At 69.9% G+C, this 15,662-nt stretch carries 8 protein-coding genes; all 8 read right to left on the bottom strand.

Annotation, left to right across the window (positions count from 1 at the left end):
* Nucleotides 1-223: 223 nt before the first annotated feature.
* From ACFY5A_RS07655 to ACFY5A_RS07620, 8 genes are read right to left on the bottom strand one after another with little or no spacing between them, the layout of a single operon-like run.
* Nucleotides 224-853, bottom strand: coding sequence for a hypothetical protein (locus tag ACFY5A_RS07655; RefSeq protein ID WP_387232887.1), 630 nt, complete (start codon nucleotides 851-853; stop codon nucleotides 224-226).
* On the bottom strand, nucleotides 853-1,686 hold the full coding sequence (locus ACFY5A_RS07650; protein WP_341940444.1) for a protein phosphatase 2C domain-containing protein: 834 nt from the start codon (nucleotides 1,684-1,686) through the stop codon (nucleotides 853-855). Before ACFY5A_RS07650 ends, ACFY5A_RS07655 begins: the two co-directional genes overlap by 1 nt.
* Nucleotides 1,683-3,662 carry a DUF5684 domain-containing protein gene (locus ACFY5A_RS07645; RefSeq protein ID WP_387232883.1) on the bottom strand — a complete coding sequence of 660 codons (1,980 nt, stop codon included), beginning with the start codon at nucleotides 3,660-3,662 and terminating at the stop codon, nucleotides 1,683-1,685. The genes ACFY5A_RS07650 and ACFY5A_RS07645 overlap by 4 nt, the downstream gene beginning before the upstream one ends.
* Nucleotides 3,659-6,193 carry a transglutaminase domain-containing protein gene (locus tag ACFY5A_RS07640; protein WP_387232880.1) on the bottom strand — a complete coding sequence of 845 codons (2,535 nt, stop codon included), beginning with the start codon at nucleotides 6,191-6,193 and terminating at the stop codon, nucleotides 3,659-3,661. Before ACFY5A_RS07640 ends, ACFY5A_RS07645 begins: the two co-directional genes overlap by 4 nt.
* Nucleotides 6,190-7,560 (bottom strand): DUF58 domain-containing protein, encoded by a 1,371-nt coding sequence (locus ACFY5A_RS07635; protein WP_387232878.1) that lies wholly within the window; start codon nucleotides 7,558-7,560, stop codon nucleotides 6,190-6,192. Before ACFY5A_RS07635 ends, ACFY5A_RS07640 begins: the two co-directional genes overlap by 4 nt.
* Nucleotides 7,557-8,522, bottom strand: a complete 966-nt coding sequence (locus tag ACFY5A_RS07630) for a MoxR family ATPase (protein WP_341940448.1) — start codon at nucleotides 8,520-8,522, stop codon at nucleotides 7,557-7,559. Before ACFY5A_RS07630 ends, ACFY5A_RS07635 begins: the two co-directional genes overlap by 4 nt.
* A 37-nt stretch (nucleotides 8,523-8,559) precedes the next feature.
* A complete protein-coding gene (locus tag ACFY5A_RS07625; protein WP_387232875.1) occupies nucleotides 8,560-14,472 on the bottom strand; it encodes an Ig-like domain-containing protein in 5,913 nt (1,970 codons plus the stop codon).
* Nucleotides 14,472-15,599 carry a serine/threonine-protein kinase gene (locus ACFY5A_RS07620; RefSeq protein WP_387232872.1) on the bottom strand — a complete coding sequence of 376 codons (1,128 nt, stop codon included), beginning with the start codon at nucleotides 15,597-15,599 and terminating at the stop codon, nucleotides 14,472-14,474. Before ACFY5A_RS07620 ends, ACFY5A_RS07625 begins: the two co-directional genes overlap by 1 nt.
* Nucleotides 15,600-15,662 lie beyond the last annotated feature (63 nt).

Raw genomic sequence — 15,662 nt, 5'->3', positions numbered from 1 at the left:
GGCAGCGGTCTGGTCGAGACCGGTGAGCCCGGCTGCCGACAGCGCGATCCAGGGCAGCACGCCGAGCAGCAGTGCGCAGAGCACCCCGACGACCGTCGCGGCCTGCACCGGAGGAACGGATAACACCTCCGGGAGAAGGAGCAGTCCGCTCAATGCGAGACCGATGGCGTCGGAGCGCGGCGCCCGACCCGTCAATCCTGGCACGAGAGATCTCCGCACCGGATCAGGTCAAGACCGCAACCGCCAGAAGCACCAGTCCGACGACCGATACGACGCACGCGCCTCCCACGGCTGCGACCGCGATGATGCCGCCACGGCGCCCTGCCTTCGTGACGGACAGGATGCCGGAGTCGTGCACGCGGGTGGGCGCGGTCTCCTCGGTCTGGACCGGTGGGCGATGCGGAGTGCGCGGAGCCGCTCGTGGCTTGTAGATCGACGGAGTGCTCTTCTGCTCGGGTGCGGGAGGCCTCCGCACCGTGTCGTAGAGGCTCTCATCGTCAGCGGTCGGCGTGTTCTCTGCGCCTTCCCGCCGTCGACGATCGATCGCGACGGTGTGCTCTTCGGCGGGCGCGTCGTCGGTCGAAGAGCGACGCCGACGCTCGATGACCACCGTGCGTTCCTCGATCAGCCGTGTGCTCTCGTCAACACCGGCATCCGCATCCGCATCCGCGTCCGCATCGCCCGAGTCCGATTCGACGACATCCTTCCCACGCCGACGATCCATGACGACCGTGTGCTCCTCGACCGGGTCGGCGTCGTCATCCGACTCCCCGGTCGCATCGACGCGCCGCTGCCTGCGCACCCGCCGTGTGAGCATCACCGTCTCTTCGAAGACTTCGTCGTCTGGGTCCATCAGCCGCGTCTCCGGGCCGGCACGGTCGTTCCCTCGAGCATGGTCGTGGTGTGCACGGCCGATGCCGAATGCCTGCTGTCGGTGGATTCGTGCGAGCCGCCGGCCAGTCCACCCGAGACGACGTCGACCACGACGACGGAGATGTTGTCGCGCCCGCCCGCCTGTGTGGCGCGGCGGACCAGAGCAGCCGCGGCGGTCTCCGGCCGACCGCACATCGTCAGAGTCGCCCGGATGCTCTCGTCAGTGACCTCCCCGCTCAAGCCGTCGGAGCAGATCAGCAGGCGTTCGCCGTTGACCACCGGCACCAGCCAGCTGTCAGCCAGACTGTCGTCCGCCCCGATCGCCCGTGTGATGACATTGCGCTGCGGGAAGGTCGCGAGATCCTCGGCCCGCAGCTCACCCGCGTCGACCAGTTCCTGCCCGAGAGAATGATCGACCGTGAGCTGCTCGAGCTCGTTGCCGTGGTGGCGGTAGACGCGCGAGTCTCCGACGTTGAACACCAGCCAGTGCGGCACCTCGTCGTGCTCGAGGAGAACCACGGCGGCGACCGTGCTGCCCGCTCCTCTCGAATGCTGTGCGGCGATGACCGACACCGCGTCGTTCGCCCGCGCGAGCGCAGCGCCGATCTCGGCCGTCGACACCTGCGTGCCGCTGAGAGGGGCGAACGCAGCGACGACTGCCTGGCTGGCCTTGTCTCCGGCCTCGTGCCCGCCCATGCCGTCGGCGACCAGAAAAACGGGCGATGCGGCGAGCACCGAGTCTTCGTTGACCACACGCTTCAGGCCCACGTCGCTGAGCGACGAGACGTTGAGCACGACGGACGACAACGTCACGACACGGACTCGACGGCGACGTGCATACCGACCTCGCCCAGCACGAACCGCCCGGCGCCCGTCACGCTCTCGCCCGGGTCGAGCAGGGTCTCCGCACCATCATCCGCGACCACGACCACGCCGTTGGTCGAGTGCAGGTCGGTCAGACGCCACTCGTCGCCCTGCACGACCAGACGCGCGTGGGTCTTCGACAGGGTTCGCGTCTTATCGGGGATCGCCAGCCGCTGCTCGCCCGGCTCCCCCTCGGGATTGCGTCCGATCACGATGCTCGTCGCCGAGAGGGCGAACGTTCGCCCGTCGTCGAGCACGAGCACCCGACGCGGGCCACGACTGCGCTTCACGACGACGGTCGCGTCGAACTCGTCGTCGCCCTCGACGGCCGGGGCCGCAGCGGGCGCGGATGCCGTGACGGCAGCCTCGGTCGCGGGAGCCGGGAGCACGACCGGCACGGGCCGGATCGACGCCGTGCGGTCGGCGCGGGTTCCCAGTCCCGAGCCGCGGAGACGCTGCGGCTCGGCGAACGGATTGGCCGCCTCGAACTGCGGCACGACGATCGGAATCGATGCCGCCGACTCAGGGTTCGCGGATGCCGGTTCTCCCGATGGGGCGACGCCCGATACCGGCGACCCGATCGGAACCGCTGCGGACGTCAGCGACGCGCTCGGCTCCCCCGCTTGCTCCCCCGCCGGAACGGAGGGAACGGCGTGCTCGCTCTGGGCCTGATAGGCGGACACATCATGCGCCGTGGGTACAGGTGCCGCCTGTGCCGTCACCTGTGCCCACGGCTCGACCGGAGACGCGTATGGTGCTGGAGTCACAGCTGCAGCAGGCGCCGCTGCAGGAGGTACCTCTGCCGGAGGCGCAGGCTGGTCGACGGGTGCGAATGCAGGAACCGCAGCCGCAGGCGGGGCGAGCGAGGCGGGCGGCGCGGCGGGCGGCGCGACCACAGGTTGCAGGGGCGAGGCCTGTGCCACGTACGGCTCGGATGCCACCGGTGCGACAGGAGGCGCAGAAGCCGGCGGAACGCCGGTGGCCGCCGGAGCTGCAGGCGGCGGCGCGGACGCAGCGTGCGGAGTTGATCCCGGCACCGAATCGATCAGCCCCTGCGAGATCGGGAGCGCGGGCGGCGCCGGGGGCGCCGGAGCGGGCGGCTGCGCAGACGGGGCCTGCTGCGGAGACCCGAACGCCGGAGCCGGAAGCCCTGTGGTCGGATCGACGTGCTGCGCGGCGAGACGATACGAAGCGGGAACGGTCTCATCCAGGGTCGGCGGTCCTGCGAGGCGTGCATCGTACCCACCCTGCTGCGGAGGAGATCCGGGGGCAGGGAAGGCGGCGCCCGGAGCCTGCGGAGCGAGTCCCTGTGCGGGATATCCGGGAGCGGCGGGCGGGAACCCCGCCGGAGCCGGAGCGAAGGGGGCTGACGGGTAGGAACCTGCGGCAGCCGGAGGCACCGGCGCTCCGTGCGGGATCGGAGGTGCGAGATAGCCCTGGGCTCCGGGGGCGCCGATGGCTCGGGCGGCATCCATTCCGATCCGACGGGGCCCGTGAAGGCCGGCCAGGCGGTCATCGTCGGGGAAGGGCGGCACGCCTGCAGCGAGAAGCGTCGCCCACACCGGCGGCAGCACCACGGCGAGGACCGTGAAGCCGGCACCCCGATCGAAGCGCTTGTTGATCGCGTGCGTCGCCACCACCTTCAGGTACAGGCCGTACAGCTGCACGATCGGGATGAAGTAGAACACGACGTTCCAGGCGGGCCGCCCGCCGATCTGCAGGATCGTGGCCTCGTTGAGAACGGGAACCCAGCCCTTCCAGCTCTCCTGTTCGAGTCGGGGGAACAGCTTCGACAGCGCGATCGCGTACCAGACGTACACGCCGATGCCGATCAGAGCACCGACGCCGCCGACGGCTGCCGTCGCCGCGAGCAGATCGGGCGAGCCAATCTGTGCCAGGAATCGAGGGTCTGCGACAGCGATCATGCGTCCTCCTCCTGCCGGCGAGCGCCGGCCATTGCGAGCGTACCGAGTGCCAGGTGCCGACTTCCAACCGGCGTCCGGGATGCGGCTCGTCCCGGCGCGATCCGCGCCATGAACGACCTCAACCGCAGTCGCGCGCGAAGCCCGCCCCATCGGGTCTGCTCGCCGCGCAGCGCGACGCGCTCGGCATCCACGATGCTCCACGCCTTGTCGGCATCGGCATCCGTCGGCGGATGCGCCGCGAACACCGCGTCATCGACCGATCGTGCGAGGCGTTCAGCCGCCGGCCGGCCGACCGACCGCGCGCCCTGCACCCTGGTGCCCCGACCGGTCATCGCAATCCCGTTGTCGACGTAGAGGTCGGCGAGTTCCTCCCACGCACCGACCAGACGCACCTCCGGGTCGGCCGCCGTCCTGCGGGTCCTGCCGCGAAGCCCCTTGACCACCAGCAGGACGATCAACGGCAGCAGCAGGAGGGTGAGGGCGAGCAGACCGACGCCGACGATGCGGGCGACGAGCATCGCCACGGCCCACGCGTCGGAGGCGGCGGGCTCCGACGGCGCCTCGCCATCGCGCGAGTCGCTCTGTGCCTGCGGCGGATCGAGGGACTCGGAGTGCGGCTGCTCGGGAACGGTCGGATGTTCCGGCAGCTGCTCGCCCTCGGTGATGAGGCTCGGCAGCTGCGAGAACTGCGGCGTGACGTCGACCGCGACCCACTCGCCCTCCGACGCGCGCACCTCGACCCATGCCGTCATGTTCGCCCCCACGCACTCCGTGTCGCACGAGGGGATGCCGGGCACCTTCTCGGCTGCGGGGAGGCGGGCGCCGAGAACGACCCGCGACTCGAGACCCCAATGCTGCGCGAGCAGTGCCGCCGCGGTGGCGAACTGCTCGTCATCGCCGACCGCTGCCACGAGCATGGCAGGCGTGGCATCCGCACCCGCCCTGCGCTGCTGGTCGACCAGTGAGGTGAACAGCTCTTCGATCCTCGCCGTGGAGTGCCCTGCATAGCTGGGGGCGAAGGCGTAGCCCTCCGTCGCCTTCAGTCCGGCGATCCAGTCTGCGGCGGCCTCATCGTCGAGGATGGCGTGCGAGAGGTAGCCGCGGGCACGCAACCGCTCGATCAGCTCGAGGTAGCCCGCGCCGGTGCGCGGTAGCTCCTGCATGTCGGCCCACTCGGCGAGCGCAGGGTGCGCGTCGGCATCGAGCAGCGACTCCCCGCCCTGCACCTCGGTCAGCGTCGCGCTCCTGCCCGGCGCGTCCACGAGCACGCTGTAGCGATCGCCGGGCTCGAGACCCGCCGCGCCGGCTGCGGTCTCGGCGATCGTGATCGCGGTGTCGCCGCCGGCATCCACGTGGAATCCGTCGGCCAGCGCATCGGCGCGAGCACCGGCGAAGGTCGGCGCCTGAACGAGGCCGGATGGCGCGGGAACCCAGATGCCCCGGTACGCGTCACCCACCGTGATGTCCAGCCCGATTCGCCCCGCACCCGGCGCGGCTGCTCGCGGCAAGCGCGTGAAGCGGTCGTCGGCGGCCACGTGGAAGTCCTGTCCGTCGTAGGAGTCCAGGGTCGCGATCCGGATGCGCTCCAGGTCGCCCGGGTCTCCGTCGATCCGCACGACGGTCTCGTCGGCGCGTTCCGCAGTGAACCAGGATCGGTACCCGCTGAGCGGACTCGGCTGCTGCTGCACCACGATCATCGGCTCGACCTCGTCGCGCAGCACGGAGCGGTCACTCCACCCCGCAGCGGCGGGCGCGATCGCCAGGCCGGCGACGAGCGCGACGACGACGATGGCGCCCGACAGGACATGACGGCGGATGCCGAGCCACACCGGCGTTGCACGACGGGTGATGTTGTGCGCCGCGACGATGCGGAGCGCCTGCGCGCGCCGGAGCCGTGCCGCACCCACGAGGAACACGAGCGCGACGACGAACACCGCGACCCCGATGACCCACTCGCGGGGAGCAGGCAGAGTGAAGCCGAGAAACGTGAAGGGGGAACTGGTGCCGGTGTCGCCGAACGCGATGCCGAACACGCTCATGGCCGACACCGGGATCACGGAGAGCGTGGATCGGCGGCGCCCCCCGAGCACGAGAAGAGCGGAGAGGAAGGCTCCGAACAGCACGATCACGAGGAACGGGATGAGCACGGCCTGATACTCGCCCAGCGGAGGCTTCAGCGTGAGGATCTGCTTCCAGCCCAGCACGACACCGAGCACGGCATCCCGTAGACCGCCGACGAACGCGGGCACCGACGACAGTGCCGAGGGGATCGCGAGCGGCACAGCGACGACGACGTAGGCGACGGCGGACAGCACGCCGGCGAGCAGCGCCCCCCAGCGCAGCATCCGTGCGAGCACGGCCACGCTCATGCCGACCAGTCCGCCCACGATGCCGACGACGAGCGCCCGCGGGGAGTCGTACACCGGCCAGGCGGCGAGAGTCGCGAGGACGACGCCGAGGAACACGTATCCGAGGCCCCAGAGGTCGAGAGCTCCTGAGAACCGCTGCCCGCGCGCGGCCCTGGCACTCACTTCAGCACCCCTCTGGCGAGCAGCTGCGGGAGGTCGCCCAGAGCGCCGAGAGTCATGACGGAGAGCTCACGGGCGTTGCGCAGAGTCGGCTCCTCGCCGAGCTCGGACCTCACCGCCACCGCCTCGACCTCGACCGGCAGCGCGATCGCGGCCATCCGCATGCGATCGAGGGGCATCAGCGAACCCGTCATCAGGAAGGCGATCGACAGGTCGGGGTAGGACTGCACGGTGAGCTTCGTCACGGCTTCGAGCCGCATCACGGCATCGCTCGCGTCGACTCCGCTGGTCGCATCGAGCAGCGCCTTCGGTGTCGCCGTGGGCAGCGCGCTGATCGACAGCACCTCCGCTCGCGCATGCTCGGAGATCTCGTTGCTCACCGCGAACAGGACGTCGCGACCCTCGGTGACCGCCTGCAGCGCGAGCGATGCTGCGGCGCTCACGGTCATCTCGAACTCGTCGTCACTGCCGTACGACGACGAAGCGAGGTCGAGGATGATCGCGATGCGCGCATGCCTCGACTCCTCGTACTGCCGCACCATGAGCTGCCCGGTCTTGGCCGTCGACTTCCAGTGCACGTGGCGCGGGGAGTCGCCCACCACGTACTCGCGCACGGCATGGAACGACAGGTCGGCGTCGATCAGGACCGAACTCGGAGTCCCCTCGAGATCGCGGATGAGTCCGGCGCTGGTGCTGGGGATGCGGACGGTCACCGGATGGACGTGGATGCGCTGGACCTCAGGCCAGCGCAGCTCCCGCCGCAGGATGCCGAGAGGATCGCCGCGGGTGATCGTCATAGGACCGACGTCGATGATGCCTCTGCGGTGAGCCGCGATCGTGAGCTCCTCGCGGTGGTGAGCCTCGGGACGGAGCAGCGGGACGTGGGCCTCGACGAGCCCCTCGCCCACCGGCACGTCGACGACGCCGGGCAGAGCGAGCCGCGAGCCGTTGTTGCGCACGTCGAGCACGGCGCCGATGTCGGAACCGGCGACGACGCGATCACGGCCGAGCGCGAGCTCGATGCGGTAGTCGTGCTCGCCGAGGATGAACGGCACGCACAGCACGAGCAGCGCCAGGGCGATCGCCGCGACGGCCCACGCCTCCACCCACCCGAACAGCAGGCCGCAGACGAGACCGATCACCAGCGCTGCCGAGACGAGCACTCCGGCCGCGGTGACCGTCTCCCCGACCCAGCGGGAGACCCGACGCAGCATCCGACCGGTGCGGCGCAGAGTCCGACGCACACCGAACACCGCTCCGCGGACGGGGCCGCGACGCGTCGTGTCATACCGCGTCACCGTCGAGGTGCGAGTCGAGGTGCTCGTGCTCGCGGCGGTGCGCGTGATTCGGGATTCGGTGCTGAAGCTCACGCAGTCCCGTTCTCGCGCGGCGGTTCGACGTCGAGCAGGATCTGGCCGACGACCGCGACCGCGGTGACGCCGTCGAACTCCGCCTCGGGCTCGAGCACCAGACGGTGGGCGAGTGCGACGACCGCGAGATCGCGCACGTCGTCCGGGGTCACGAAGGTGCGACCCGACTTCGCAGCCCAGGTCATCACGAGGCGCGAGAGCGCCAGGGCTCCACGGACGCTGACGCCCAGGCGCACCTCGGAGGCACGACGCGTCGCGTCGACGATCCGCATGATGTAGTCGGAGATCAGCGGGTTCACGTACACCCCGCGGGCCATCTCGGCCATCGTGAGGATCGTGTCGGTGCCGGCGATGCTCTTCAGCGGAGGCTTCACGGTCGCCGCGCCCTGCAGGATGCGCATGGTCGCAGCATCGTCGGGGTAGCCGATCGACGTCTTGATCATGAAGCGGTCGAGCTGCGCTTCCGGCAGGCGGTAGGTGCCTCCTTGCTCGATCGGGTTCTGGGTCGCCATCACGAGGAACGGCGAGCCCACCTCGCGAGAGACTCCATCGACCGTGACCGTGCCCTCTTCCATGACCTCCAGCAGCGCCGACTGGGTCTTCGGGCTCGCACGGTTGATCTCGTCGGCGAGCACGATGTTGGCGAAGACCGGACCGGCGTGGAACTCGAACGTGCCCTCCTTCTGGTCGTACACCGTGATACCGGTGACATCGCCGGGAAGCAGGTCAGGGGTGAACTGGATGCGCGAGCTGGTGCCGTTGATCGTCTGCCCGATCGAACGGGCGAGCGCGGTCTTGCCTGTGCCGGGGAAGTCCTCGAGCAGCACGTGCCCACCGGTGACGGCAGAGGCGAGCACCAGCTCGACGACGTGGCGCTTTCCGAGGATGGCCTGCTCGACGTTGCCGGCGAGGATCGAGAACGTCTCGGCGAACCAGGCCGCCTGCTCTGTCGCGATGGTCATGAGATCAGGGCTTCCTTTCGGAACGGATGCCGTCCGCTCAGCACAGCGGCATCCGATGGGTGATGGTCGAGAGGGTGTTGTACGCACCGGTGAAGTCGATCTTCACGTCGTAGACGCCGAGCTGGTCGGCCACTCCGGTCGCCGAGAAGCTGTACGACCCGCTGGCCGCAGACGAGACGTTCACGGCGCCCTGCTGATTCAGCAGAGGCAGACAGGGATCGAACGTCACCTTCACAGTGGTGGGGGCCGTGGCCGCCGTGATCGGGGCGGTACCGGAGCATTTGTCGGGCTCGGCCACGTTGCACGCCTTCACGCTGACCTGCCCCGGCGCCGAGTCGGATGACAGTGTGAAGTCGGTGCGCCAGATGCCGTAGAGGTAGTACCACGGCGTGAACTCCGGCTCCACGGTCGGCGCGGGCGCCGAGGCCAGTCCGTAGGTGTAGGTGCTGCCGTTCTGCGACGGAGTCGTGGCCACGGAGTAGGTCGTGTCGCCGCCCGGTCCGCTGACCGAGACGAAGGTGAAGACCGTGGTCGTGTTCGACTCTCCGACGCCGAAGCCGTTCGAGACGCAGGCCTTGACGTTGTAGCGCTTGTACTGCTCGAGGCCGCCGATCGACGGCGAGTCGGAGGCCACTCCCCCGGAGACGACGAGGCCGCCGCTGCTGTCGACCGAGCAAGACACGGTGCCCGACCGCCACGCGACGTACTTCACGGTGAGCGGCTGCGTGCTGCCGTTGCTCTGCGCTGCGATCCCGGAGACGTTCACCGACGAGTTCGACACCGCGGTCGCAGACGGCGAGCGCGGGTCGAAGTACGGCGATCCCGCCACCTGCACCTGGACGCCGAAAGCGCCGCCCTCGTTGCCGATGTTCCCCGCAGGAGGCTGGAATTGGCTGATGGGCACGACGGTGACCGACTGCGCGCCCGGGCTCAGCACGATGTCGGCGTTCGTCGTCGGCCCCTGTCGCTGGATGACCTCGCCGGTCTCCTGCACGCGAAAAGATGCCGCATCGTTCGACGAATCGATCGACAGCGCTGCCACGCCGCGAGTGGTGTCGGTGACTCCGGGGCGATAGACCGGCGTGGCTGTCACGTTCGAGACCTCCGGCGGGGCGTACGCCCAGCTCGTGTGCGCGGATGTCGGTGCGGACGTGCCGACGGCGTTGACCGCGAGCGCGGTGAAGGAGTGCGGCGCTCCGGTCACGAGTCCCGACACCGTGCACTGGTAGACCGATCCGGAGGGCGAGCATGAGGCGTTTGCCGGCGCGCCGTCCTGCATGATCGTGACCCCGCTCACGGCCGGATGCGCGTTCGCCGCTTCCCCGAGCGGCACTTCGAGCACGACGGTGGTTCGCGTGTAGCCGACCGTCGTCACGCTGGCTGGGGCCTGCGGATAGCCCTGAAGATCGAGCGTGAGCGAGCCGGTGCCGGTGCGGTCCTGAGCATCCGCCACCACGAACGGGACGATGCACTGCCCGCCCGCCGCCTTGCCTCCGCCGGGCCAGCTCACCGCGATGTTCCGCTCGCCCGATGCCGAGAAGGTCGCGACATCGCAGCGTGCCCCCTCGCCCAGCGACACCAGCGTGAGGCCGGCACCCTGCTTGCCCTGGAACGGGTCGTACTCTCCGGACACCCCCACTGCGTCGATGGTGCAGCCGCCGCTGGTGACCGTGCACTGCCGGGTGAACGTCGCGCCCCGGGGGGCATCCGGCGGGGCGATCCCGACCACCAGGCGGAGGGATGCTGCGGCCCCGCCGAAGGCGGACACGTTCACGTCGACGTCTTCCCTGGTTCCCGGTTTCGCATCTGCGCGCGCCTCGATCGACAGCGAGGAGCCGTTGCGCGTGACGGTGAAGGAGGCACCGGAGTACACGATCCCGAAGTCGAGCGACTTCGGGTCGCCCTCGCGCCCGCCCTCCCACGAGGTCATGGTCGAGTAGAGATCGACCGTCTCGGTCCCGCCCGGTGCGACCGTGCGGGATGCCGAACTGAGCACGACCTGAGGCGCGGCGGGGCGGATGGCGACCGGCACCTCGACGTACGACCAGCGCTGCTGGCCCTGCACGCGCACCTGCACGAGGCACGTGTCGGACCACGGAGCGTCGGCGCCTGCGGTGTAGGAGACGGAGGTCTTGCCCTTCGGCGTGCAGCTCGCGACGGCCCGCTGCACGGAGAACTCACCCGTGCCGACCTCGATGCGATCCGATGACGGGAGGTCGACATAGTCGGTCACGTCGAAGGGCTTGGACTTCTCCTCGTCGACGACGACCGGTGCGACACCCGGCTTCAGCTGCACGCGCAGATCGTCGAAGGGCGGAATGTGCAGGAACCCGTAAGCGACCACCTCGCGCCCGCCTTCGGCCTTGCCCGTGAGCTGGAACGGGACGAGCGCGCCTTCGGCGGGGGCCTCGCCCACGATGCGGTTGCCGGCGACCGTGAAGCCGGGCTGCTCGCCCCACAGGCTGAGCGTGAGCGCCCCGGTGTCGCCTGAGGCCCAGCGCACCCGATCCTTGACGACGTCGAGTCCGCCGTCGCTCAGCTCTGCGCGCGTGCGCGCGGTGAGCACGGTATCGGCGACCGTGGGCCGATCGGTCACGGCGTCGTCGGTGACCGTGACGACGATGAGTCCCTGCGAGGTGCTCTGAGTGCGGGTGGAGCGCACCGTGTAGATGTACGAGTTCGTGCCCGCCGTCTCTCCTGCGCGCAGCACGACGCGGCCGTCATCGAGCGACGTCGATTCGTCGATCAGCGCGTCGAGGCGTTCGAAGTACGGGTTGCCCTTCACCTGCGGAGCGTTCGGAACGAGCTCGATGAGCTCCAGGTCGCCCTGGGCGGGGTCGAGGTCGTTCGCCCGCGGGTCGAGGATCACTGGAGAGGCGGACCCGGCCTGGACCCGCACGTAATCGCTGTACGTCACCGGAGCGGCGTCGTCGACCCTGCCGTCGAGCACGCCGATGCGCACCTGCCCGGTGCCTTCCTCACCGCCGGGGTCGCGGACCGTGTAGCTGAAACCCACCTGGCCGCCTGCGCCCGCGGCAGCAGGGGCGCGGTACACGATCGCATCGCCCGAGGCGGTGACGGTGACGGTGCCCTGTCCCTTCCCGGGTTGGGTCACGTCGGCGAGCACGACGCGATCTCCGTCGGCATCCACGCCCGTCGTCGGCACCTTCAGCGTGACGGTCTGCCCGGTGAGCACCCGGCCGGTGAGCGCGGTCGGGGTGGGCGCCCGGTTGGTCCCCGGCGGGACGACGGTGACGGTGACGGTGCCGGTGTCGGACAGCGAGGGGTTGCGCTCGAGGGACACCGCGTAGGTCAGGCGGTAGGTGCCAGGATTCTGGGGCGCGAGATAGCGCAAGCTGTTGCCGTCGGCGAAGACCAGCTCATCGGGCTGGCCGGAGCCGATCACCTCCGGTTGCACGATCAGCGCCTCACCGCGCGGCGCGACGTCGTTCGCGGCGACCTCGATGCGTGCGAGCGCCCCCGCCCGCACGGTGATCGCGTCGGGGAAGACGATCGGGCGGGTCACGGTCGACGGCGGAGCGAGGAAGACCGTCACCGTGCCCTTGACCGCGGCGCCGGCTCCGTCGGCGACGGTGACTGCAGCGGAGCCGATCACCCCCGACTCCCCGGTCTCCGTCGTACCACTGACACGGATGCTCTCGTTGCCGACGATCCCGACGTCGAGCCGAGGCGTCGAGCTCGACGCCTCGGAGACGATCAGGACGCGTCCGCTGGTGTTCTGCACGGCGCGCAGCACGTCGACCGTGGTGTCCTCGCCCTCGCGCACGAACGCGGTGAGCGGCGCCATGGCCAGCGCCGATGATCCGTCGACCGCGGTGAGGCGGATGACGGCCGACTTCTCGGCCTGGGTCACCACATCCTGCGCCGTGTAGGTCACGAGGTACTGCCCCGGCACGGCGACCGTGAAGTCCACGGTGCCCGACGCGGCGTTCGGCGAGACCTCGAGCCCTTCGTCCGCCGCCGCGGTCTGCACGGCATCGAGCAGTCGATACGTGCCCGAACCGCCGGAGATATGATCGGCGACCCTGATGGACTGCGGCTCTTCGACCCGCACGGTCAGCGCGATCGGGGCCGCGGTCAGCGTGGGACTGCCGGTGACGTGCACCTCGAGGATCTTCTCCGCCGTGGCGCCGTACGAGTCCTGGATGACCACCGTGACGGAGACCACGGCATCTGAGGCGTTAGGGTCGGTGTGACGGATCGCCACCCGGCCGTCGGCCATCGGCACGACCATGACGGGTGCCGCAGAATCGGTCTCATACGCGTCGCTGAGCACGAAGGGATCGCCCTCAGGGTCGACCCACCCCGCGAGCGCATCGACGATCGTGCTGCCGCCAGGCAGCAGCTGAGGCGCCGGCCACTCCTGCTGGCAGGCCTCGACGCCGCACCATACGGGTGCGGAGTTGACGTCAGCGGCCACGACGGTGAGCGTGACGGTCGTGGGCTCGGAGACCGCAGCGCCGTCGGTCACGGTGTACGTGAACGTGGTCTGCCCCGAAGTGGCGCGCACATCCACGACGAGCGACTGTCCTCCGCCGACGAGAGAAAGATCGCCGAACCCGGCATCCGCCAGCGCGCCGACCGATGCCGGATCGATCGTGAGCACGTCTTTCTTGTTGGGGTCGTGGTCGTTGAACAGCACCGGCAGGATCACCTGCTGGCCGCTGCGCACTCCGAACGAGTCGGCGACAGCCACCGGCGGAAGCTCCTCCGCGACGTCCTCGACGACGACCGTGCCCTCCTGCTGCTCGGTCTCATCGTCGACGGCCCACTGCTCGAGCGGGATCAGCCGGCCCTCCGGCGCCGTCCAGATGAGGCCGGTGCCTGCTTCGACGAGTACCGCTCTATCGCCGTTGGTCTGCAGCACCGGACGGATCGACGCGGATTCGAGCGCGGCATCCGGCACCGCCAGCGGCACCGTCTCGCCGTCGGTCCACAGGGTTCCGGAGTCCGTGTCGATCCACGCTGCGAGGGTCTTTCCGCCCACCACGAGCGGAGCCGCCGGCGCGCCCTTGGCCTCGGCGACGCGCGTCGATTCGCCGCTGGGCAGGGAGACGGACACGAGACCCTCGCCGTCGGCGATGAAGAGCCTGTCGCCGGACGAGGCGCCGCTCTGCAGCAGCGCGTCGTCGCCGACGTCGACGCTGACCGGCTCACCGCGACCGGACAGCCAGAGCCGCCCCTTGTCGGGCTGCAGCAGAGCCCAGGTGTCGCCGACGACCGTCATCGCGAGACCCGCCGAGCCCGATGGCTTGGATGCGACCCTGTCGCCCTCGCCGAGGAAACGGTGCTCCGAGACGTCGAAGCGGCGCACGACCGACTCCTCAGACGAATACATCACCAGGATGCCGTCAGGAGACAGCCCGATCGCGTCGGCCGTATAGGTGGGGCGCTCCTCGCCTTTCTCGACCTCGACATCGGAGAAGGGGTCTACGAGTGCGGTCGCCGCCTTCGGACCGAGCGTCGACACCGACACCTGACCGGTGTCGGTGAGATAGGCCACGTAGGAACCGGCCGAGACGATCTCACGGGTTCCGGTCGGCGTGGGCTGTGAGGCGAGAGGCGCCCCTTCCTCACCGGAGTCGGAGAGGAGATCCTTGGGGTCTGCCGGATCGAGATCCCAACGCTGCCGCGAGCCCTGGCTGAAGAGCACCGCCTCGGCACCGCTCTGCCAGACATGCTCGGGCGAATCGACATCGCGCACGGTGTCGATCTCGGCGAGGTCGGTGTTCACGCGGGCGTACTGGCCGGAATCGCGCACCACCCACACCGAGGACTCCAGCCGCGGGACCTCCTGCGCCTGGTAGCCCTGCGCGGTGACCGCGAAGGCGACGACGGCTGCGAGGGCTGCGACACCGGCGACGGCGGCGATGATCCGCCCACGCGAACGGGGGCGGACCGCAGTGTCGCCTCGGTCGCCGAGCGGCATCAGATCACTCCGGTCAGCATGAGCACCACGACGCCGGCGACGGCCAGCACCGCCATACCTATCCCGGCGCCGATGAGACCGGCGACGAGAGGAGAGCGATGCCTGGACGGCGCGGGGAGCTCGTCACGCTCCCGGGGCCTGCGATCCTGATTCGCCGCTCGCACCGCCCGCCGCCCGCCCGTATCGACCGTGGTCACGACCGGGCCCCGGGGCGCGGCATCCGAGAAGTTGACCGGCGCAGCCGCCGCCCATTCTGCCGAAGCCGCCTCGAAGGCCGTCGGAGCGATGCCCAGGTCGTACTGCGCGCGACGCAGCCGCTCGGCGAACTCGGCCATCGACGAGAACCGGCGCGACGGATCGCGCTGCATGGCTGTCGCCAGGACCTCGTCGATCGCACGGGGGAATCCGATGACGGGAACCGGCGTGTAGTTCGCCTTGCCGATGCGGCGGGTCAGCTGCGCCCGCGAATTCGCGGCGCGATCGTCGCTCTCGAACGGCGTGCGACCGGCGAACAGCGTGTACAGGGTGGCTGCGAGACTCCACACCTCGCTGGCGACCGATCCCGAGACCCGTTCCTGCAGCACCTCGGGCGCACTCCACGGCACCGACATGGCGATGGTGTCGGAGTCGCTCTCGTCGATGACCGCGGCGGCGATGCCGAAATCGGCGAGCACAGGAGAGCCCAGCGAGTTCATCAGCACGTTCGAGGGCTTGATGTCGCGGTGCAGGAGCCCCGCACGGTGCACCGTCTCGAGCGCTCCGGCGATGCGCACGCCGGCATCGAGCACCTCTGCCACCGGCAGCGGGCCCTTCTTGTACCGGGTGCCCATGTTGTCGGGGCAGTACTCCATGGCGATGTAAGGGCGACCGTCTGAGGAGATCGAGGCCTGATAGACCGTCACGATCGCCGGATGCGCGCTGAGGCGGGCGGATATGTCGGCCTCGACGTTGAAGTCGCGCAGGATCTCGGGGTTCACGGCATCCGCCAGGAGCACCTTCACCGCGGCGACCCGGCGCGGCATATCCTGCTCGTACAGGAAGACATCGGCGAAGCCGCCGGAACCGAGCGGACGCACGTAGGAGTAGCCGGCGAGCACCGGCGGTGCCGACATGATGCGCTTTGCCACACGCGCTCCCCTCGATGTCGAAAACCGGCGAGAGAACACATCGCCGTGCACATCGAGCACGCC

It is taken from the genome of Microbacterium sp. NPDC012755, assembly GCF_042901325.1.
In the GTDB taxonomy this organism is placed as follows: Bacteria; Actinomycetota; Actinomycetes; order Actinomycetales; family Microbacteriaceae; genus Microbacterium; species Microbacterium natoriense.
Note: the sequence above shows the minus strand (reverse complement) of the source record. Positions and strands in the feature narration are given on the sequence as shown.